Source organism: Chryseobacterium sp. Marseille-Q8038, from assembly GCF_965111995.1.
Genome location: NZ_CBCOPN010000001.1, coordinates 2,703,899 through 2,724,957, shown reverse-complemented (window position 1 = coordinate 2,724,957; position 21,059 = coordinate 2,703,899). Strand labels below are relative to the sequence as shown.

Here is a 21,059-nt window from a genome sequence, read left to right as displayed (position 1 = left end):
TAAAAAGTATTAAATTCGCGAAGTTTTAAGAAACTAATTACTAACTCAAAAACAACACGGGAATGAGAAAACTTTATCTCAGTGCATTCACCCTATGCACAATCCTGGGCGTATCTGCTCAGGAAGTGGTGTGGCAGAAAGACATCCAATCCTCTACCCAGGATTTCCTAAGCCAGGTCACCACCACTATCGATCAGCAATATCTGATCACCGGAAGTTCTATACAGTCAGGAAGCGGGAAGCTGGAGGCTGGAAGTAAGCAAAACAACGGTTACGATTTCCATCTGGTAAAACTCAATCAGCAGGGACAGGAAGTCTGGGAGAAATATTTTTCGGGATCCAACCATGATTATTTATCCGCAACCGTTACCACTCAGGATGGCGGATTTCTCTTGGCCGGAACTTCTTATTCCGGTAAAGGACTCGATAAAAAAGAAGATTCCAAAGGAGGATCCGATATCTGGTTAATCAGAATCAATGAATTTGGCGATGAATTATGGCAGAAAACCTTGGGAAGCACTTCTGATGAAGAAGCCAGAGCAGTTATTCAAACCACAGACCTAGGGTTCTTTGTAGCCGGAAATGTACAGAATTCGGCAAAAGGCTACGGCTCCAAAGATGTCTGGATCACAAAATTGGATAAAAACGGAAAAGAATTATCCCAATTAATCTTAGGCGGAAAAGGCTTAGATGAAGTAGAGAAGATGATTCCCACAAAAGACGGCGGCGCATTGCTTGGCATTTATTCAAGAAGCACATCTGTTAAAACAAATAATCAACAATCAACGACCAACACTAATATTCCGTCTGACAGAACTGCAACCCATAACCTACTATCTGCAACCTCAAAGCAAAGCGACAACTTCGGTGAAGGCGATTACTGGATTGTCAAGTTAGACAAAAACGGAAAAGTAGAATGGGAAAAGAACTTTGGAGGCAAAGGTGATGACCACATCAGAACCCTGGCGCTGACTTCAAATGGCTTTATCATTGGTGGAGAATCCAGATCAGAAAGATCAGGTAATAAAACCGTAGGCCTGGAAGAAGGAACAGACCTTTGGCTGATTTCCCTAAATGAAAGAGGGGATGAACAGTGGCAGAAATCCTACAATTTCAAAAACCGGGATATTCTGATGGGAATGAGTGTGATTCAGAGCCAAGATACAAGAATCAAGAATCAAGACTTTACAAAAGGAATATTGTTGGGAGGTTATACCCAGGCTGAAGGAAGAATACAGACTGATGATGAGACTTTCTGGATGCTATACCTCGATCAGAATGGAAATGAGCAGTGGAGAAAACACGTGAAAGGAGAATCCAGACAAAAAGAAGAAAGGCTTTCCGACTTAAAACTGAACAGAGATGGCTCTATTATTTTGGCCGGAACCAGTGCAGAAGAACTGGGGAAAGAAAACTGGAAGATCGTAAAACTGGGCGATAAACAGGTGGATCAGCTCATTGAAAAATACGACATCAAAATCTATCCGAATCCTGTTTCTGATTATGCTTATGTAGAAATTGGTTTTGATTTCAAGGAAGCTGATATTCTTTTATATGACATGAGTGGAAGACAACTTCAGAGTATAAAAACTAAGAACAGAGTAACGAAGATTAATACCCAGGCTTTAATTCAGGGAGCCTATCTGGTGACGATAAAAACGGATACCAACAAAACAGCGAATGCTAAACTGATTAAAAAATAATAACACGATGAAAAAAATAATTGCAGCTTCTCTGATTATCTGCGGGTGTGCTTTGGGCTATTCCCAATCTGTAGATCCAAAGGAGAGTAAATACAATCTGACTATAAAATCACCTGATGCCAGCCAGCTATCAAAGCATACGGATATTCCGACATCTACGCATACCGGAACTATTGGTATTGATATTCCAATATATACCATACAAGTGGGAGATTTTAGTCTTCCGATTTCTTTGAAATATCACGCCTCAGGAGTCAAGGTAAAAGAAACCGCTTCTAAGGTAGGTCTTGGCTGGTCTTTATCTGTGGGTGGAATGTCACTTTCTAAACAGGTTTTAGGACGTGAAGATAAAGGTAAAATTCAGTATATCAACCCGGATAGTTTCAATCCTGTTCAAAGCAATCTTAACGATTATGATCTGGCAAAAAGTATCAAAGAGGAATTCTCAACACTTGATACCCAGCCTGATATTTATTCCTTCTCTTTGGGAAGTGCTTCAGGAGAGTTTTATTATGACAGTTCAGGGAAAATTATTCAGATTCCCTACAGTACTGTAAAAATAGAAGATTCCTTTGTTTTCACTGATGATCAGGGCATCAAGTATTATTTCAAAGCAGGAAATCAAACCCAAACTGTGGGGGGAAGTGCTCCTGCCCCTAATGATTTTAGTAATACTGATTTTATTATTACCCGAATCCTTTTGCCAACAGGGAAAGAAATAAAGTTTAATTATCAGGCAAGTAACTATAGTTATTTGAATAACTTTTACAAAGGACTTAAAATTCCAAGAGCATGTGTATACCAGAATGGTACAACCTATGAAGAATTTGTAACCAAAACGAATGTACTTTCTGAAAGTGTATTACAGAGTATTCAATTTGAAGGCAACGAAGTAAAGTTCGTGTATGGTAATCGTGAGGATATCAATAATGGACTTTCTTTAAATAAAATAGAAGTTAGAAATCCCCAGCAGGCACTGGTATCAGAGTATAATCTGGTAAAAGAGTATTTTACAAGTACGGACTCTCCATCAGCTCCTGGATATGATTCTGAAATTCCATATCTGATGAAAAGACTGAAGTTAAAAGAAGTGGTAAATCTGAAAGATAACTCAAAATATAAACTTCAGTATTATGAAAATAATCCACTCCCTAACAGATTATCAGATCAGACGGATTTTGTAGGTTTTTATAATGGTAAATTAACCAATCATGGAATCCCTTTTGTTGCATATGGCGATAAAATTTACGGTTTTGGTGATGATAAAAATCCTGATATTAACTATGCTGTTTCCGGAAGTTTAAAAGAAATACAATATCCTACAGGTGGTAAAATGGGACTGCAATACGAACTGGATGATTTTTATTTTGAAGGGGCTGAAACCCAAATAGGAAAAAAAGATTTTCTTATTTCAAATCTTGAAACGCTGGGCGGAGTATTTAATGTTAATACCAATGGAAATACCGTTGATTTCAAAATTACCTTTCAAAGTACAGCCAATCCAAATGAAGGTCCGGAAGGCTCTTTACCTGAGGGACCACATTTTGTAGGGGAACTTCTGGATAATAACAATACCGTTCTAAGAACATTTCTGATCAACAAAGAATATGAATTTATGGAAAACATAAAACCTTCCTATAAAATCAGAATCAGAAAGGTAGGAAATGTCAGCAGCAGCCACTATGCCACCCTGAATGCCCAATGGTACGAAAAAGTTTCAGAAACCAAGCAGTACAATAAATCTGTTGGGGGAATACGAATTCAGAAAATAACGAAAAATGAGGCAGGGATGCTGACGAATGAAACAGAATTTATTTACAGGGATGAAAACAATAGATCTACAGGAAGATATATGGCAGATGATATTGAATATTCTTATATCCAGGAGATCGCAGAGGATCAGGATATGGGATATACCTGTGAACAAATGGTCATCAGTAATTCGGGAAACTTTAATATTAGTACGATCAACGGGAAGCCTACGATTTATGATAAGGTCATTACCCGGAATAAAAATGTAAACAACAATGCGGAAAGCTATGAGATAATAGATGAATATATGAATCTGTCCCATACCAATCCTAAAAATGCAAGAAATCCAATCTTTACCTATGCTAATAATCAGTTTGCGCGTGGGGTATTAACTGATAGAAAATATTATGACTCTCAACATAGACTCGTTAAAAGGGATTCATACACCTACGAATTTGACAATCATTTCAATAATCTTTCGAATGATTATAGTACAGGATTCCCTAGTCTTACCATAAGACCTTATTATATCGGTGTGAAATCTGTTGCCTGTGCAATTCATAATGCCAACGGGGTTTGTATAGGACGTAATTATACTTTTACGGTTGACCGTTTTGAAATATCATCTGCCTGGGTAAAAAAGAAAACGATGACAACTACTGATTATTTTGATAATAATAACACTAGTCAAATTACCAGTTATACTTATGACAGTAGTTATAGGCATACCAATCCGGCAATTGTAAATGTGGATTTTTCTGATCATTCAACACAAAAAACGGCTTACCGCTATGCCCATGAAAAAAACAACCAAAAGCTGATCAATGCTAATATGATAGGAATTCCTTTAGAAACGGAAACCACTCAAACTATTGGAGTTGCCACCCAAAGCCTTTCAAAAACGGAAACGAAATATGATCATCCATCGAACTTGCTTCCGACCTCAGTATTGTCATATGATTTTCAGAATAATCCTTCTACAGAGGTTACTTACGATCAATATGACTTGAAAGGGAATTTACAACAATATACTGCAAAAAATGGGATCTCAACAGTAATTGTCTGGGGTTACAATCAAACTAAGCCTATTGCTAAAATCGAAGGCGCGAAATTAACAGATATCCAGCAGTCCTTAATTGATGCTATTGTTGCGGCTTCCAATACCGATGCTTCCGCAGCTCCCAATAATGATGAAACTGCATTTCTATCTGCATTGAATACCTTCAGAATGAACGCTTCATTATCTGCTTATCAGGTGACCACGTATACCTACGATCCATTGATTGGCGTAAGAAGCATTACTCCTTCTTCAGGAATCAGAGAAAACTATATCTATGATTCAGCAGGCCGACTTGAAAAAGTGATGAATGCAGACGGAAAAGTGTTGAAGGAGATGAAATACAACTATAAAAACTAAAACCGATGAAAAAGATATTAATTCCGATAGGAATACTCATTATAGGGACTGCCCAGGCGCAGCTTACCAATACAGAAAACTATGTGTATTCCAAGACGTATTTGTCAGATCCAACGCTTGCGAATGTTAAAAGCTCAGAAACCGGTTAGTATTTTGACGGATTGGGAAGACCCAAACAAATTGTCAATGTTAAAGCCTCTCCATTAGGAAAAGATGTTGTAACCCCTATTGTATATGATGGTTTCGGGAGACAGGTTCTTGATTATTTGCACAATATCAGGGAGGAACGCTCAGTGGTGACACGTTATTTAGCAATCTTTTCTTCAATGTAAACAGTACACCATATGGTACGGAAAATTTATTCAGAGAAAATTCTGGGAAAGCTCTCCGTTAAACCGTGTTTAGGACAAAAACAGGTGGGGAATGCATGGGATAACAAACCTGTACAATTTGGATATCAGACTAATGCCACTGGAGACGTTAAAAAATATGCGGCTACTTTTAACTATACCAATTTTGAATCCAAATTATCTGCCTGTATTCCCTATGGAACAGGAGAGTTGTATAAAAATACGGTGACCGATGAACGTGACTTCTTCATCAATTTAAAAATGGACAAGGACAGGTTTGCTGAATAGAAAAGTCATCAATGCCACAGAAAATGCCGATACCTTATTATGTTTATATGTATTATAACCAGTTGGCTTTTGTCATCCCTCCCAAAACGGCTTTAGAATCAGATCCCAATACGGTGCTTAACGATTTATGTTACCAGTATAAATATGACAGGAGAAATCGTCTGGTAGAAAAACTACCGAAGGCTGAGAATATATGATCTACAACAACGCTGATCAATTAGTGATGGTAGGATGCAATCTTAGGCTCAGGGTAAATGGCTTGTCGCAAATGGAGCCAGTTTGGAAGAGTGGTGTTTTACGGCTATTACCAACAATGCGGCTACCAGAGAATCTCTGCAGGCCAACTATTGCAGGAGCTGCCTGCTTTGAGATCAGAAGTGCCAGCTCCTTTACCGTAAACGGAATCGCAATTTATTACACGAACAGAACACTTCCGGAAGTCATGCGCAAGTTTTAACAGTTAATTATTATGATACCTATCCACCAGGCTCTTCGCATGGTTGCAATGTATTTTCCCATTATCTTCTTACGGATAATCAAAGCAGGAAAAGAACCACCAAGGGATTGCTTACCGCTTCCTATATCAAAAATGAAGATGACCAATGGACGCGTAACTTTATCTGGTATGATACCCAAGGAAGAAATATCGGTTCGAGAAGCAATAACCATTTGGGTGGTTATACGGTAGTCAACAATAAACGACTTTTGGAGTTGTCCTTCAGACCGTACCTATCATAAAGGCTGCTATGAATCCTGAAAAGGCTATTGTGAAAAAGTTCCATATGACTCCCAGAGCCAGGCTTCTTTCCCATACCCATCAGGTGGGCGGCAATCCTGTTGAATATCTGGCTCAGAATAAATACAATGAAATTTCCCATTTGGAGATCAAGAAAGTAGGAGGAACATTGCTGCAACACAATGCAGACTATAGATTATCAATACAATATCCGGGGTGGATGACCAGGATCAATAATCCTGCGAATCTTAATGGGAAACTTACACGGGTATACGAGATAAAAATACAATCCTGTGTATTCTACAGTTTCTACAGGGAAATACAATGGAAATATTGCAGAAATAAGGTGGAAAAATTCTTCACAGGATATTCTGAAAAGGTACAATTATACCTACGATAAACTGAATAGATTAACTGATGCCGAATATGCAGAACCGGAGACAGCGAAAATCCCCATAACAAGAATTTTGATGAACGTTTGACCTATGATGTCAACGGAAATATTACATTTTAAAGAAGTAAATTCCTGGGCGCCCAGACCACCTCTACGCTGGTAGATGATCTTGCCTATAAATATGCTGGCAACCGCCTGAACCAGATTGACACAAGCTCATTAAATGATACAGGTTATGAAGGAGGAAATAATGCCATTGAATTGACCTGAACGGAATATAGTTAATATGAAGGATAAAGGAATTCAAGCGTCGTTTACAATTACCTTAATCTGCCGAAGTTTTTTAATTACTCAACCAGATTTGTTAGAAATGGACAGACTTCAAATAGTAATCTGGATTATCTACATATCGTGCAGATGGGGTAAAACTTCGCAAAACCTATTCCAGTGCTCGCCACGTGGGCCGACAGGGCGCTATTACGATGACCGATTATCTGGATGGCTTCCAGTATGCCTATCGTATTGAAGGTGAGGAATCTGCGCCACATGCCGAACGGAAACAGCTTTTGAAGAACAGGCCTATAAAATATCAATACCCTTTCCGGTATTGTTATAACACCGGAATGGAAGCTTGATTTTGTACACCGCTGAAGGATTTTACAGTTTCACAGAAAACCGCTATATTTACCAGTACAGAGATCACCTTGGCAATGCCAGAGTAAGCTTGCAAAAAACGGCAAGCGCTCAAGATTACAGACACAGCAACTGTATCCACATTTGGTTTAAACCCTTATTGGAAGAATGTAGTACTTCTAATTTTTGGAGGTATTATAGTTATAAATACAACGGAAAGAATTACAGGAACAGGAATGTATGATTATGGAGCGAGATTCTATATATGGGATATTGGTAGATGGGGAGTGATGGATAAGATGTCTGAAAAATATAACCCCATGTCTCCTTATATTTATGCTATTAACATTAATTAATGTAATTGATCCAGATGGTAATGATATTTACATCTTGACTTGGTTTTCAAAAAATGATAAAACAGGACATGGAATAGCAGTGGATAATTATAAAACGATAAAGATGCCAATGGAAATGTGATGAAAGATTCAAAGGGAAAGCCTATTACAGAGCAGGTAAAAGATGGAACAATGACATGTCATAGTTGTAATGAAAAAACCTGTTGGACAAACGCGGTTACAAAAGATAATGCTGAAAAGTTACAATGGCAAAATTATAAATAGTTTAAGTGATTTAATGAATTCTGATGAAAGTAAGAGCGGGGAAAAGGAAAAATGCAGCGAAAAAGGAGAAGGTCGAGCAGCTGATGAATTGTTAAAATTACCACAGGCCTATAATCAAGATTCTAAGACAAAAGGTACACTTAGTAATATGATTAATTCAGGTAAAGGATTATCATCAACATAATAATAATTGTTCTACTTTTGTACAGAATGGTATTAAATCTGTTTTTTCTAGTTTTGATTCAAGTCAATTAGTTAATATGTTTCAATTAAATCAAATGTATAATGATATAAAGTTGTGCTCAAATAACCTTTATAATGGAGCATTAAAAATTAAGGCAATCAAGTATAAAAAGGTCCTGCAAATGGAGTAAAAGCCAAACCATATTTGGAATATTTTTGGAAAATCAAATAGACCTAATTATGAAAACAATATTATATGCATTTTCTTTTTCCTTTTATGGTAATTATAAAAGCCAAGACAGACGCTAACTATTGTTATAAAGCTAATTTCAGCAGAAGAACAAGCTGACTTTGATGTTGCTCTAAATTATATTGATATAAATAAAGTTTATCAAAGGATATTCCAAAAAATAAAAGAAAAAATATTGGGAAGAATTTTATTTGCTTTAATCATGTAGGTAAGGATAAAAAATTTACTAATTCTTTTAAATACTATAGTTATGATATTAAGGAAAGTATTAATGCAAATTCGTCTAATGTAGAATTTGTATCTAAAATTCCTTCTTCATTAAAGAATATTATTTATCATTTAGAGTTTGAGAATAATCGTTGGATCGTTACTAAAATAAATTATATAAAAAGATTATAACTCCTATCCATAGTGACGTCTCGCTCGTGCCCAAAGTTAAATAAATAACAACCCTTGCACTCTTACGGGGTTTGTTTATACTATAAGTTTCACTACTTTTAAACTTTGGATGAGGGCAAGAACTTTGCTTCAATCTGTAGAATTTTAATCTGTAGTTGAATTTTCAGAATGGCTATATATAAACTTAATGATTTTTTGTTTATGGGTAGTGATACGCTCACCTTAGGGAGCAGTTACTGTCGTTTCAAAATCTGCAAGAAAAGTAGTGGATGAAAAAACTAAAAGAAATTGATTATAGAAAAAAGCAAATTTAATTCTACTGCATTCTACTATGTTTTAATAGTATTATTTGTTGCACTTTTAATATATAATACCTATGTTCTTTTTACAAGTCTTGATTATTTCATTTATGGATTCCAATAATCATACAGTTCTTTATTGGTATTGATTTTTGTAAAATACACAAAAATTAAACTAATATAAAAAATATGGACTATGATTTTTTTAATCATATCCAGAATGCAGTTGATAGGAAAACTTCTGAAAGATGCTTTATTTATGATTATCTAATGTTTGATATAAATAGTATCTATCCCTGTGTCATTTTAGTAGGGTTGCGCATGTTCTATTTTATAATCAAAACTGTTGATAATGAGAACTAAATATTATCTCTTATTAATAGATTAAGTCCCCGTTGGCGAGAGCATGTTGCTCGTGTCCACGCTAGAATAAATAACAACCCTTAAATTCTTGCAAGGATTGTTTATATAATATAAGTTTTACTACTTGTAAACTTTGGATGGCAACAGGCTTTGCTTCAATCTGTAGAATCTACATTATATAATTGAATTTTCAGAATAGCTATACATAAACTTAATGATTGAGATAGCGACGCCAGCGAGGAAAAGAAGCGATTACTACTTTAAAAATAATTAAACAAGTATCTTCTAAAGCTCAAAAATATTAATTATGGAAAAACAATTACAATGGATCTTAGGAAAAACTGATTCCAGCTGTATATGTAAAAAGAGATGAAGATTATAATAATAACATTATTTCAATGTATTGTATTATAGAAAATAATATTCTTTGTTTTAGATGTTGATCAAGAAACAGATTCAATAATAGTGATAATTTAATTGATATAAATAATGAGCAATATGAAGAAGATTTAATGATTAATAAACATTTAAAATAGCAATAGTCTCTTTTTGGTTTCCTGTTAATAATCAAGGGTTTAATGACAGTACTCATGTTAGGACTTGATAAATTTGTTCCTACTCATTTATTTAGTACTATTGCATCTTATCAAAATAAATATTGTTGAACAGATAGATAACCTTAGGTAGCAGGACTATTCTGTCGCTAGATCGAGACGCTCGCATCAGCAAAGGGAATTATGGAAATGATGAATTTTACTTATGAAAAATATAAATAGAAGTAAATTAAATATTTACATTTCAATTTTCATTTTTTTATTTATATCCTATGTCAATCTGCTTTTAAAAATAGAATGCTGTTTGCACTTTTCAAAATTTAATAAGTGACTACACAAAGGATGGTAGTACAGATATAAAAGATGTTGAAACGTTTCTGTTATTCGGAAATCCAACAAATGATACTATCAAAGTTTCACTTAAAGATATTAAAGAAAATTACAGGCATGTGTATAAAAAAGACACTTTTAAAATTGATTTTGAAGCTTTGACACCTATTTGCATACCACCTCATGATTCAATTGGATTGCCTTGTATATCAGTAATTTGGCGAAAGTTTAGTCGTGAAGACAGTATTTTTAAAATGGGTTTTGAAGTTGTCAATATAAAATCTAAAAAAATAATTTCTAAAACATCAGCTTATGATTTAAAGCAATCACAAGATTTTCAATTATATAAAAAATGGGGACGAAAAAGCAATAATATGACTCTATAAAATGAATATTCCCCCGCTGGCGCGAGCGTCTCGCTCGTGTCCAAAGTAAAATAAATAACAACCCTTGTATTCTTGCAGGGGTTGTTTATAGTATAAGTTTTACTACTTTTAAACTTTGGATGACAACCGGCTTTGCATCAATCTGTAGAATCTTAATGTATAATTGAATTTTCAGAATAGCTATATATAAACTTCATGATTTTGTTTATGGGCGCGAGTGTCTCGCTAGTACCCTTGCACAGAATAAAAATCACCGTAAGTATAGTATTTTTGGTTTAAAAGTATGTAAAGTACCACGAACTATTTTGTAAACCGTCTCCAGCCCCTTCGAAACTGCCTTTAGGCACTATGGTAAGTATCTCGAGCCCCTTCACAAAGTGTCGGGAACCACTTTATAAACCCTCTCTACACCCTTCAGAAGTCCCTCCAGCCACTTCCATAACCCTCTACACCCACTTCATCAAGGGACTATAGCCTGTTCCTTACCGGTCTCCAGACCCTTATTGAACACCCTTTACCCCCTTGTCGAACAGGATATACCCCCTTACCTAAGGGGGTAGAGGGGGTTGGTGAAGGGGGTATCAGATCATAGGAAAAGGGTCTGGATATCGTATTTTTTCAATCATCAATGAGGATAATATTCTGCTGATGGGTATAATCCTCCTACAATTTCCTAACTTTGTAGTTCTCAATAACAAACAAAACTATGTCAATCACCAACGAAGATCAGTTGATCGGAATGCAAAAAGTAAGCGAAGCTGTTGCCTATACTTTGAAAAAGATGATAGAGTATGCTGAACCCGGCATGACTACAAAAGATCTTGATGAGTATGGAGCGGGAATACTGGAGGGTTTCGGAGCAAAATCAGCGCCTTATCTGACGTATGGGTTCCCGGGCTGGACGTGTATCAGTGTGGATCATGAATTCTGCCATGGTATACCTACGGATCAGAGGGTTTTGCAAGAAGGTGACCTGATTAATATTGACGTTTCTGCAGAACTGGATGGATATTGGGCTGATAACGGAGGTTCTTTTGTGATCGGAAAAGATATTCACGGACATCAGAAGCTCGTAGAGGCATCTAAAGATATTCTGAGAAAAGCCATCGATAATATCAAAGGCGGTGTGAAAATAGCAGACATAGGACATTTAATGGAGACAGAAGCCAAGAAACGAGGGCTAAAAGTGATTAAGAATCTTGGCGGCCATGGAGTAGGCCGAAGCTTACATGAGCAGCCTGACGAATTGCTGAACTACAGAAACCGTTATGACACGAGACGTTTTAAGAAAAACTCTGTGGTGGCTATTGAAACATTTATCGCAACCTCTTCCCATCTTGCTGTAGAATTAAAGGATGGATGGACCATGGTAGGCAACAAGGGCGGCTATATGGCTCAGCACGAGCATACCATTGTAGTGACCGATGGAAAACCCATCATCTTAACCCAAATGAATGAGATCCTGAATTAAAAGGTTGCTCATTGTCTTGTTGATAAATTGCAAAGGCGCTAAGATTTTATCCTAATTTCCTTGCTGAAAATCTTTGATTTTCTTGCGCCTTACAAGATGCATCTGGATAAAAAACCTTGCGCCCTTGCGTTAAAAACAAAACAATAAGCACATTTAACCCTAAGCTTCATCCCATCAACTTGTTGATTCCCTCTTTGCTTCCTTAAATTCAGATTCAATAATTAAAAACTTTGCGTTTACAATAATTAAGACAGTCAGTTATCAAAAAATTTTCAGAACACTTTCACAATCTACTGTCAAACTATCTTCCCCAAAGTAGATTACGAACCTCATTTCCTTGCTGAAAATCTTTGATTTTCTTGCGCCTTACAAGATGCATCTGGATAAAAAACCTTGCGCCCTTGCGTTAAAAACAAAACAATAAGCACATTTAACCCTAAGCTTCATCCCATCAACTTGTTGATTCCTTCTTTGCTCCCTTAAATTCAGATTTAATAATAATTCTGGATAAATGAATAAATTTTTGATGACAGGATCAACACCGTTTCTTCAGAGACTGTCTCTTTAGTTTCACCCAGAAGGGAAGTATCTTGAGTAAAATTGTTAAAGACCAAATACTTTGCTATATTTATAGAATAAAATCACTTCGCAAACTATCTGCTATGAAAAAATTTCTTTTAATCCTTTTGGGAATCATTGTCGTTTTGGCTGCTGTTGTATTGATCAAAACCTATACTTACCCGTTTAAGAAAAATAAACTTGGAACAGGCGATGGATGGAAACCGGTAAAAAATGATTCTGCAGTCATGAGGCTTTCCGGAGGAATAAAAGTTCCAACCGTTTCTACAGGCAGTTTGGGAGAATTTGATTATGCACCGTTTGATCAGTTCAAAACCTATTTAAAAGCCTCTTACCCATTAGTATATCAGAATACTGAAAATGTTGAAGTCAACCAATATGGATTGGTATTCAGGCTTAAAGGAAGCAATCCTGCGTTGGAACCTATTTTATTCCTTTCTCATATGGATGTGGTGCCTCCCGGAGATGCAGACATTAAAAATAATGAAGAAAATATATTCCGTCCCAATGACAAACCGTTGGAGCCTGTTTCAAAGGTTGCGGAAGATTGGGATTTTGCATCTTTCTCAGGTGCTGTTGCCAACGGAAGAATCTATGGAAGAGGTGCCATAGATATGAAAGGAATGCTGTTCTCCTTAATGGAATCCATGAATTCTATGATTAAAAATAAACAGATTCCACAACGTGATATTTATCTGGCTTTTGGTTTTGATGAAGAAGTAGGCGGACAAAAAGGAGCGATACAGATTGCAGATTATTTTAAGAAGAAAGGACTGAAATTCGATGCTGTTTACGACGAAGGCGGACTGATTATGAGAAAAGGAAATGTCGCAGGAATAGATACTGATGTAGCTGTGGTAGGCTGTGCAGAAAAAGGATTTCTTTCTGCAAAAATAAAAGTAAAAGGACTGGGTGGGCATTCCTCAATGCCTCCTATGGAAAGTGCCATTGGAAAAGCAGCGGTTATCATGCAGCGTCTGGAAGATCATCAGATGAAACCTGTTATCACGCCCTTAATCAAAGAATTCTTTAATAATATTGGCGGTGAAATGCCTTTTACCACAAGAATGGCACTCGCTAATCAATGGCTGTTAAAACCTGTATTGATTTCACAGCTCACCAAAAACAATACAACCAATGCTTTGGTAAGAACAACTACTGCGTTAACCATGATGAAAGGAAGTGACGGTACCAATGTCCTTTCTCCTGAAGTGGAATTTGTGGTGAACTTCAGACTGCTTCCCGGAAATTCCATAAAAGATGTCCGTGATCACATTGCTAAAGCGACTGAAGGCTTTGAGGTTGAGGTAGAAGAAATTGACAATACAAGAGAAGCTTCGGCTATTTCTTCCACCAATACAAAAGCTTTTAAAATGATAGAAGCGGGAGTTAAAGAAATTCATCCCGGAGCGATTGTTACCCCTTATCTTACCATGGCAGGAACGGATGCTGCCAAATATGAGATTGTAAGCAAGAATGTCTACAGATTTATGCCCATTAAAATCAACAGCGCTGAACAGCAAAGTATTCACAGTACCAATGAGTACCTTAGCATTGAAAATTATCTGAAAATGATCCACTACTTTGAGTATCTGATGAAGAATTATGACAAATAAATGTCAATAGTGACTGGTGAATTTGCTTCGATTGTAAATTTTAATATAAGTTCGCATATTATTAAACGCAGCGTTCACAAAGTTTTTTATGATGTTTAATTTCTTTCGATCGCAGAGGCGTTTCACTCAGCAATGTATACACTAAGGTCCTGGCTGAACGAAGTGTCCCTTTGCGAACAAAATATAAAACGTTACCAACAAACCTTGCGAAGCTTAGCGTTAATAATGATTGACGATTGACTTTGCGAAGCAAAAATTGACCATTGACTTAACCACCTCCAAATCTTTTTCACAAAAAAATATATTGCGTCAAGTTTTCTAATATAGAAACAGATTTTAACACAAAGTCCGCTACGGTATTTTATTGTTTGTAGAAAACGATCGCAGAGGCGTTTCACTCAGCAATGTATACACTAAGGTCCTGGCTGAACGAAGTGCCTTTGCGAACAAAATATAAAACGTTGCTAACAAACCTTGCGAAGCTTAGCGTTAATAATGATTGACGATTGACTTTGCGAAGCAAAAATTGACCATTGACTTAACCACCTCCAAATCTTTTTCACAAAAAAATATATTGCGTCAAGTTTTCTAATATAGAAACAGATTTTAACACAAAGTCCGCTACGGTATTTTATTGTTTGTAGAAAACGATCGCAGAGGCGTTTCAATCAGCAATGTATACGCTAAGGTCCTGGCTGAACGAAGTGCCTTTGCGAACAAAATATAAAACGTTGCTAATAAACCTTGCGAAGCTTAGCGTTAATAATGATTGACGATTGATTTTGCGAAGCAAAAATTGACCATTGACTTAACCACCTCCCAAATCTTTTTCACAAAAAATATATTGCGTCAAGTTTTGTCGCTTTACGAATATAGCTTTGTCATATCAAAATTACAGAGCTATGGAATTGCCATTTTACTTAAACTTTAACGACTTTGAAAGCAACTATTACGATACCCTTGAAAAATGGTTTGAAGAATATCATAATACCAGCGAAACAGATTATCTGAACGCCCTAGCGGATCTTTACAGTCCGTATGTCTATTACAGTTTTGGAGATAACAGGCTGAAGCCGGATGCTTCCATTGAAGTGAAAGACTGCTTTTTCCCCTATCATGAAAAAATAGGGATTTCTTTCTGCATTGATTGTGAAAACGGAACTTCACCGTCCAACGGAATAAACCAGGTTTTTGAATTTAAAAACATTTCCATGATGGAGTATGCCCAGCATATTCTGGATAAGATCAATAAGTTTTGTTCAAAAAATGCTCAGGCACTGGATGGCAGCAAAAATATTCAGGATTATATTAATAACTATACGATTATTACCTCAATGGAAGGAGTGGGGTATTGTATCAGCTACAACCGACATCAGAAAGCAATTCCTTTTTTAAAGGCATATCTTCCCTACTATGGTCAGACCGTGAATATGGCGGTATACAGAGATTTTCTTTTTTCTGTGGTGCAAATTGCAGAATTCATAGACCAGAAACTGAAAACAGTACATGCTTTTAAAAATACGATTTATGCACGCTCAAGAGCAGAAGCAAAATTCAGCGTACAGATGAGCCGCCAGTTTTTGACGTTGTGCAACTAAAACTTTACACCAAACATTCATACTTAATTATATTGCGGAAAAACTTATGTTTTTCAATCAAAAATCCCAGTCAGTGATGACTGGGATTTTGTATCTGAAGAGGCGGGATGATTCTTTTTATTATCTTTTTCTGTAAGGAATATTCCAGATCAGGTCTGCTGCCAGATAGTGAACACCTCCGTGATGAATACTTCTGCTGTCTCTGATCAGATCATCCATATATCCTATATCTACGGTAAAAGGAGAATTGGGAATCGTAAACATATAATAAGCGGCAATACGCATTTCACGATATCCAAAGGAACTCCACTCAGCATCCGGCTCATTGAGATGGCTTATGGAAAATAATGCTTCTGCACTCAAAGCCAGCTTCTGATTGTTTTTAGGAGATAAATTATAGGTAAGCTGGCTCTTGATACGGGTTCTCAACTGAAAATCTTCTTCTACTTTATGAAAACCTGCGTCATAAAACTTTCTGAATTCCTGTCGCACTGTATTCTTTAGCTTCCATTTTTTTCCAAGATCAAAAGTGTAGGCATATCTTCCGTAAACTCTGAATTCCTGTTCCGTATTTTCTTTATCATAAGGAGCAGTACTTTCATACTGGGGCTGCCTGCGGTAGCTCAAAGCATAGCTATACTGCTGATGGGGAGCAAAGGAATGGTAGACTTCATGATTCAACACAATGATCGCTTGTTTTGAAAATACATGATGATCATCCGGACTGCTTTTTCTCCCGATCGCAACATAGCTCAAAGCCTGCTTCTTGCCCAGAGAATCAAGCTGTCGCTTCACTCCAAAAGCTCCCCAGAATGCATTGTTGGCATCTCCCAGTCCAGGTGGACTGATCTGTGCTTTAACCGATGTTCCTATACATCCCAATAAAAATAATCCTGCAAAAAATTTCTTCATGCTCAATAGTATGGATAACTGTTTTACTGTTAATTTCAAATGACTGCGAAACCATAAGATGGAAATGAATACCGTTGATACGCAGAGAGAATATTTCGTGGTCACAAAATTATAGGCTTTGTTCATAGGATGTTTATTCAAAATCTTGTAATACTGTTTAAAAACAAGACAAAATAAACACTTGATTTAGGATAGATTTGGGAATGAAGTAAAGTAAAGCCCATATTAGAAAAAAATAAACTCAGAATAAGTTGAAAGAGATAATGTTATATGACTATTGGGGTTGAGATAAAATCGTATAATGTATGAATTGTGGTATTGTTTGCTTCATTTGATGTTTTTAAGTTGATTTTTTTTAAAAATGATGTGTATGGGATGAATGCAAATTTTATTATGCTGTATATCAGATGTATGTAGTTTTATAATGACACTAAGGGGCATGATTAATTTTGTAAGGTAATATAGAATATTAACCTTCTAACAAGATTTACCATGAAAGAAAAAAAATTGACTTATAAAAATATCAGACATTTATTGTCGATAGGTTTAACGCTTTGTTCCGGATTTGCCTTTTCTCAGGCTGGTAATGTAGGGATTAATACACCAACCCCTCAAAAGACGCTGCATGTTAATGGATCACTTCAGGTGACCAGGGAACTTAACCTCGGAGGGACTGCAAGTACAGCCGGATCACCCGGACTCAGTAATCAGGTTTTGGTATCTCAAGGAGCAGGAAATCCAGTCATATGGAAGAATGTGAGTGATTTAATACCATCTAACACTTATACGTTGAAATTATTTAAGGATGCTGTAACCACTTACAATTATTTGACTTCAAGCCAAGTTAATGTAAGTATCCTTTTAGGAACAGTGGTTGGGGTGACTATCTCTAAACCAGTTAATACTGTTGTGGTATACTTGGATGTAGATGCCTACTCTTATCAGCTTTACGAGCAATCTGCTATAGCTTATTTTCTTAAAACGAATATAACACAAGGTGGTACGGAAATAGCCTTGCAAAGTTCCCAACTTTTAATATTAAGTGGAACGCTTTTTGCTGATAGTAGAAGTCCTAATTTTAAATCATTTGTATACAAAAACTTGCCGGTAGGGACTATCAACGTTGGTCTTTTTGGTAATAGGCAAAATTCTGTAGGCCCAAATGCAACTAAAAATTTGGAGTTTATACCTGGAAATATACATGTTTATGTGTATGAGTCTAACTAATATTCTAAAATATTGAAAGATATAGATGTATTTTGAAAAATAATAAATGTATCTCCTGGTAGTGGTTCTCAACTGAAAATCTTCCCATACTTTATGAATGTCACTTCATTCCCATATTAGAAAAAAATAGACTCAGGATATGATGAAATAAAAAATGGTATATAGTCTTTTGGGTTGTGAGAAAACCATATAATGGATGATATTGAGGTACTGTTTACTTTATTTGATGTTTTTAAGTTGATTTTTTTTAAAATGATGTATATGGGATGTATGCAAATTTTATTATGCTGTATATCAGATGTATGTAGTTTTATAATAAAACTAAGGATCGGGATTAATTTTGTAAGGTAATATAGAATATTAACCTTCTAACAAGATTTACGATGAAAGAAAAAAAATTTACTTACAGAAATATCAGACATTTATTGTCGATAGGTTTAACGTTTTGTTCCGGGTTTGCCTTTTCTCAGGCTGGTAATATTGGGATTAATACACCAACCCCTCAAAAGACGCTGCATGTTAACGGATCACTTCAGGTGACCAGGGAAATTAACCTCGGAGGGACTGCAAATACAGCCGGATCACCCGGGCTGAGCAATCAGGTTATGGTATCCCAGGGTGCAGGAAACCCGGTGGTCTGGAAAAATATTGGAGATGTAATAGGACCAAGCAATACACTGAGATCATTTAATGAGTTTGCAACGAATCAAGTTCCAATGAATATAGGTAATGAAAATGGCTTGTCTGTTATAATAGGTAGTAAAACTGGATTATCGGTAAGTAACCCCAATAATATTGTGGTAATATATTTGGATATAGATACTTATTCTAATGCGCTTTCCTCTACATCTTCAATATCCTATTCCTTTTTGGCCAATATAGTAATTCCATCGGGAGAATTTGCTGTTCTTGATACCGGATTTCTAGAAATGGATGGAAGTAATTTTAGTAATACCAGAAGAGGTAATTTCAGATCTTTTGTCTTTAGAAATGTACCTGTCGGGAATTTTAATGTAGGAATATATGTCAAAAGATTATCTCATATAGGCCCGAATGGAACGAATGACATGTTTTTTTTACCAGGAAATGTACATATTTATGTATATGAGAAAAACTAGATCTTATGAATAAATACTACAGTATCTTTTGCGGTTAACAATGAAGTGATATTCATTTGCCAGCCGCAAATACTGCAGTAATAGAATGGTATAAATTTGTTAAGGCTCTTGAGGTTATACTCCTGTCTTACACATAGCATCCCATGTTGTCCAGAAATGGGCATTAATAGCTCCGATAGGAGGGTTTGTACTGTCCGCAACCATTCCTACCATTGAAGCACAGTTGGAATTGCAGCCTATTTCATTATGACTCCCTTGTTGAGGAGGAATTTGACGCCATGTACCGGTAGATCCGCTTAATAATTCTACCTTGATTTCAAAGATTCCGGAAAGATGAGGAGTCTGGATCTGCTTGGTAGGATTTTCACTGGAAATGGTATCGCTCCAGTTTCCCTGTGAAAAAGTTACACGCCATGTAGAGATCATTTTAGAGGTATCATTTTGTGGGGAAAGATATACCCAGAACTGTGCTCCGTTTCCAAGTATTACCTGACCGGAAGAATTTGCATTTACACTTGTTGATGTCATATTGGTTTGGTTTTTAGGTGATTAGATTGTGCTTCAAAGTAACGAAGAGCAAAGCACATAAGGTAACGTATAAATGACCAATTATCAGACTGGGTAGAAATACCTATTGTGAATACAGGTAAATAATCATAGAATATGAATTACAAAAAAGCCTGTGCTAATCATTAGCACAGGCTTTAGTTTCTTGCAGAAAGGAAGGGATTCGAACCCTCGATACAGTTACCCGTATACTACCTTTCCAGGGTAGCTCCTTCAACCACTCGGACACCTTTCTTTTTGAGATTGCAAAAATAGTGTATTTTCTGGAATATCCAAATTATTCTTGCAATTTAATCTGTAATTTCTCCACAAAGGCTTCTGGTGAAATTATCGGCAAAGCTTCCGGTGTAGCTTGGGTTATCAATAAGATGCATGGCTTTGGTAATAGCTGTTTCTGCCGTCATATCCCTTCCGCTGATGGCTCCGATTCTGGAGAAGATATTACTGTTTTCATATTTTCCAAATGAGATACCTCCTGAAATACACTGGCTTACCACCACAATTTCCGTTCCGTTATCTCTGATTTCCTGAAGCGTTTCCTGGGTTTTTGCACTGCTGAAAATAGTTCCTGAGCCGAAAACCTGAAGAATAAGAACCTTCATTTTAGGGATTTCTCTGAAGTGGCTCAGATGCATTCCCGGAAAAATTCTCCAGAATAAAATATCTTCAGAAATATGTTCATCCACATGAAATTCTACTTTCGGGTCACAACGGAATAAGTTGTCTTTAAGAATATTTAAATGAACTCCGGACTGTCCAAGGATTGGGTAATTCGGACTTGAATAGGCATCAAAATACTCTGCAGAATATTTCAATGTTCTGTTTCCTCTTAATAATTTATATTCAAAATAAATGGCAACCTCCTGAATGACTGCTTCATCATTTTCATAAAGGCTTGCGTAATAAAGGCTTGTCAGAAGATTTTCCTTGGCATCCGTTCTCAGGTCACCAATGGGAAGCTGAGAACCCGTCATGATGACCGGTTTTCTTAATCCTTTTAGCATGAAGCTTAATGCTGATGCGGTGTAAGACATGGTGTCTGTTCCGTGAAGAATCAGGAAACCGTCATAATCATCATAATTTTTGTGAATATAATTGGCGATTACTCTCCATTCTTCAGGTCCCATATCCGAAGAATCCAGTGGTTTGGCAAAAGGATGAACAAAGACTTCACATTCCATGAGTCTCATTTCAGGCATCTTTTCAAATATATTTCCAAAATCAAAGGCACGGAGACTTCCGGTTTCATAATCTTTTTCCATTCCGATGGTTCCACCGGTATAGATGAGCAGGACTTTTCGCTTCATGTACTAA

At 36.4% G+C, this 21,059-nt stretch carries 18 protein-coding genes and 1 tRNA gene; 15 read left to right on the top strand and 4 right to left on the bottom strand.

Translation table 11 applies throughout. The annotated features are described in order from the left end of the window. Positions 1–62 precede the first annotated feature (62 nt). From ACWPWS_RS12605 to ACWPWS_RS12545, 13 genes are all read left to right on the top strand, one after another. The gene (locus ACWPWS_RS12605; RefSeq protein ID WP_454046724.1) at positions 63–1,703 is read left to right on the top strand and encodes a T9SS type A sorting domain-containing protein; all 1,641 of its coding nucleotides are present in this window, start codon (positions 63–65) and stop codon (positions 1,701–1,703) included. Positions 1,704–1,710: 7 nt separating this feature from the next. Beyond that, a complete protein-coding gene (locus ACWPWS_RS12600; RefSeq protein ID WP_454046723.1) occupies positions 1,711–4,872 on the top strand; it encodes a hypothetical protein in 3,162 nt (1,053 codons plus the stop codon). Positions 4,873–4,877: 5 nt separating this feature from the next. Continuing rightward, positions 4,878–5,021, top strand: a complete 144-nt coding sequence (locus ACWPWS_RS12595) for a hypothetical protein (RefSeq protein WP_454046722.1) — start codon at positions 4,878–4,880, stop codon at positions 5,019–5,021. A gap of 12 nt (positions 5,022–5,033) precedes the next feature. After that, the gene (locus ACWPWS_RS12590; RefSeq protein WP_454046721.1) at positions 5,034–5,204 is read left to right on the top strand and encodes a DUF6443 domain-containing protein; all 171 of its coding nucleotides are present in this window, start codon (positions 5,034–5,036) and stop codon (positions 5,202–5,204) included. 12 nt (positions 5,205–5,216) lie between these two features. Then, positions 5,217–5,510: a hypothetical protein gene (locus ACWPWS_RS12585; protein ID WP_454046720.1), complete on the top strand. Its 294-nt coding sequence runs from the start codon at positions 5,217–5,219 to the stop codon at positions 5,508–5,510. An 11-nt stretch (positions 5,511–5,521) separates the two neighbouring features. Beyond that, positions 5,522–5,707: a hypothetical protein gene (locus tag ACWPWS_RS12580; protein WP_454046719.1), complete on the top strand. Its 186-nt coding sequence runs from the start codon at positions 5,522–5,524 to the stop codon at positions 5,705–5,707. 116 nt (positions 5,708–5,823) lie between these two features. Continuing rightward, on the top strand, positions 5,824–5,967 hold the full coding sequence (locus ACWPWS_RS12575; protein ID WP_454046718.1) for a hypothetical protein: 144 nt from the start codon (positions 5,824–5,826) through the stop codon (positions 5,965–5,967). Positions 5,968–6,256: 289 nt separating this feature from the next. Beyond that, on the top strand, positions 6,257–6,646 hold the full coding sequence (locus ACWPWS_RS12570) for a hypothetical protein (RefSeq protein ID WP_454046717.1): 390 nt from the start codon (positions 6,257–6,259) through the stop codon (positions 6,644–6,646). A gap of 1,173 nt (positions 6,647–7,819) precedes the next feature. Then, positions 7,820–8,077 (top strand): hypothetical protein, encoded by a 258-nt coding sequence (locus tag ACWPWS_RS12565; RefSeq protein ID WP_454046716.1) that lies wholly within the window; start codon positions 7,820–7,822, stop codon positions 8,075–8,077. 2,313 nt (positions 8,078–10,390) lie between these two features. After that, a complete protein-coding gene (locus ACWPWS_RS12560; RefSeq protein ID WP_454046715.1) occupies positions 10,391–10,657 on the top strand; it encodes a hypothetical protein in 267 nt (88 codons plus the stop codon). A gap of 706 nt (positions 10,658–11,363) precedes the next feature. Then, entirely contained in the window at positions 11,364–12,128 is a 765-nt protein-coding gene (gene map, locus ACWPWS_RS12555) for a type I methionyl aminopeptidase (protein ID WP_454046714.1), read from the top strand. A 662-nt stretch (positions 12,129–12,790) separates the two neighbouring features. Further along, entirely contained in the window at positions 12,791–14,323 is a 1,533-nt protein-coding gene (locus tag ACWPWS_RS12550) for a M20/M25/M40 family metallo-hydrolase (protein ID WP_454046713.1), read from the top strand. A gap of 902 nt (positions 14,324–15,225) precedes the next feature. Continuing rightward, positions 15,226–15,921, top strand: a complete 696-nt coding sequence (locus ACWPWS_RS12545; protein ID WP_454046712.1) for a hypothetical protein — start codon at positions 15,226–15,228, stop codon at positions 15,919–15,921. A gap of 120 nt (positions 15,922–16,041) precedes the next feature. Here the strand turns inward: ACWPWS_RS12545 and ACWPWS_RS12540 are convergent, their stop codons facing one another. Next, positions 16,042–16,833: a hypothetical protein gene (locus tag ACWPWS_RS12540; RefSeq protein ID WP_454046711.1), complete on the bottom strand. Its 792-nt coding sequence runs from the start codon at positions 16,831–16,833 to the stop codon at positions 16,042–16,044. A gap of 492 nt (positions 16,834–17,325) precedes the next feature. Between ACWPWS_RS12540 and ACWPWS_RS12535 the strand changes: the two genes are divergently transcribed. Both ACWPWS_RS12535 and ACWPWS_RS12530 read left to right on the top strand, forming a co-directional pair. Then, positions 17,326–18,060 (top strand): hypothetical protein, encoded by a 735-nt coding sequence (locus ACWPWS_RS12535; RefSeq protein WP_454046710.1) that lies wholly within the window; start codon positions 17,326–17,328, stop codon positions 18,058–18,060. A 383-nt stretch (positions 18,061–18,443) separates the two neighbouring features. Continuing rightward, positions 18,444–19,178 (top strand): hypothetical protein, encoded by a 735-nt coding sequence (locus ACWPWS_RS12530; RefSeq protein WP_454046709.1) that lies wholly within the window; start codon positions 18,444–18,446, stop codon positions 19,176–19,178. A gap of 114 nt (positions 19,179–19,292) precedes the next feature. Here the strand turns inward: ACWPWS_RS12530 and ACWPWS_RS12525 are convergent, their stop codons facing one another. The 3 genes from ACWPWS_RS12525 to ACWPWS_RS12515 form a co-directional block, all read right to left on the bottom strand. Beyond that, a complete protein-coding gene (locus tag ACWPWS_RS12525) occupies positions 19,293–19,706 on the bottom strand; it encodes a hypothetical protein (RefSeq protein WP_454046708.1) in 414 nt (137 codons plus the stop codon). Between the two features lie 187 nt (positions 19,707–19,893). After that, a tRNA-Ser gene (locus ACWPWS_RS12520) sits at positions 19,894–19,980 on the bottom strand. 55 nt (positions 19,981–20,035) lie between these two features. After that, positions 20,036–21,052, bottom strand: coding sequence for an asparaginase (locus tag ACWPWS_RS12515; protein WP_105684535.1), 1,017 nt, complete (start codon positions 21,050–21,052; stop codon positions 20,036–20,038). Positions 21,053–21,059 lie beyond the last annotated feature (7 nt).

Coding starts and splice junctions, on each gene's coding strand:
- ACWPWS_RS12595 (WP_454046722.1), top strand. CDS start 4,878: ATGAAAAAGATATTAATTCCGATAGGAATACTCATTATAGGGACTGCC.
- ACWPWS_RS12515 (WP_105684535.1), bottom strand. CDS start 21,052: ATGAAGCGAAAAGTCCTGCTCATCTATACCGGTGGAACCATCGGAATG.
- map (WP_454046714.1), top strand. CDS start 11,364: ATGTCAATCACCAACGAAGATCAGTTGATCGGAATGCAAAAAGTAAGC.
- ACWPWS_RS12605 (WP_454046724.1), top strand. CDS start 63: ATGAGAAAACTTTATCTCAGTGCATTCACCCTATGCACAATCCTGGGC.
- ACWPWS_RS12565 (WP_454046716.1), top strand. CDS start 7,820: ATGAAAAAACCTGTTGGACAAACGCGGTTACAAAAGATAATGCTGAAA.
- ACWPWS_RS12570 (WP_454046717.1), top strand. CDS start 6,257: ATGAATCCTGAAAAGGCTATTGTGAAAAAGTTCCATATGACTCCCAGA.
- ACWPWS_RS12540 (WP_454046711.1), bottom strand. CDS start 16,833: ATGAAGAAATTTTTTGCAGGATTATTTTTATTGGGATGTATAGGAACA.
- ACWPWS_RS12550 (WP_454046713.1), top strand. CDS start 12,791: ATGAAAAAATTTCTTTTAATCCTTTTGGGAATCATTGTCGTTTTGGCT.
- ACWPWS_RS12575 (WP_454046718.1), top strand. CDS start 5,824: ATGCGGCTACCAGAGAATCTCTGCAGGCCAACTATTGCAGGAGCTGCC.
- ACWPWS_RS12600 (WP_454046723.1), top strand. CDS start 1,711: ATGAAAAAAATAATTGCAGCTTCTCTGATTATCTGCGGGTGTGCTTTG.
- ACWPWS_RS12535 (WP_454046710.1), top strand. CDS start 17,326: ATGAAAGAAAAAAAATTGACTTATAAAAATATCAGACATTTATTGTCG.
- ACWPWS_RS12580 (WP_454046719.1), top strand. CDS start 5,522: ATGCCACAGAAAATGCCGATACCTTATTATGTTTATATGTATTATAAC.
- ACWPWS_RS12530 (WP_454046709.1), top strand. CDS start 18,444: ATGAAAGAAAAAAAATTTACTTACAGAAATATCAGACATTTATTGTCG.
- ACWPWS_RS12545 (WP_454046712.1), top strand. CDS start 15,226: ATGGAATTGCCATTTTACTTAAACTTTAACGACTTTGAAAGCAACTAT.
- ACWPWS_RS12585 (WP_454046720.1), top strand. CDS start 5,217: ATGGTACGGAAAATTTATTCAGAGAAAATTCTGGGAAAGCTCTCCGTT.
- ACWPWS_RS12525 (WP_454046708.1), bottom strand. CDS start 19,706: ATGACATCAACAAGTGTAAATGCAAATTCTTCCGGTCAGGTAATACTT.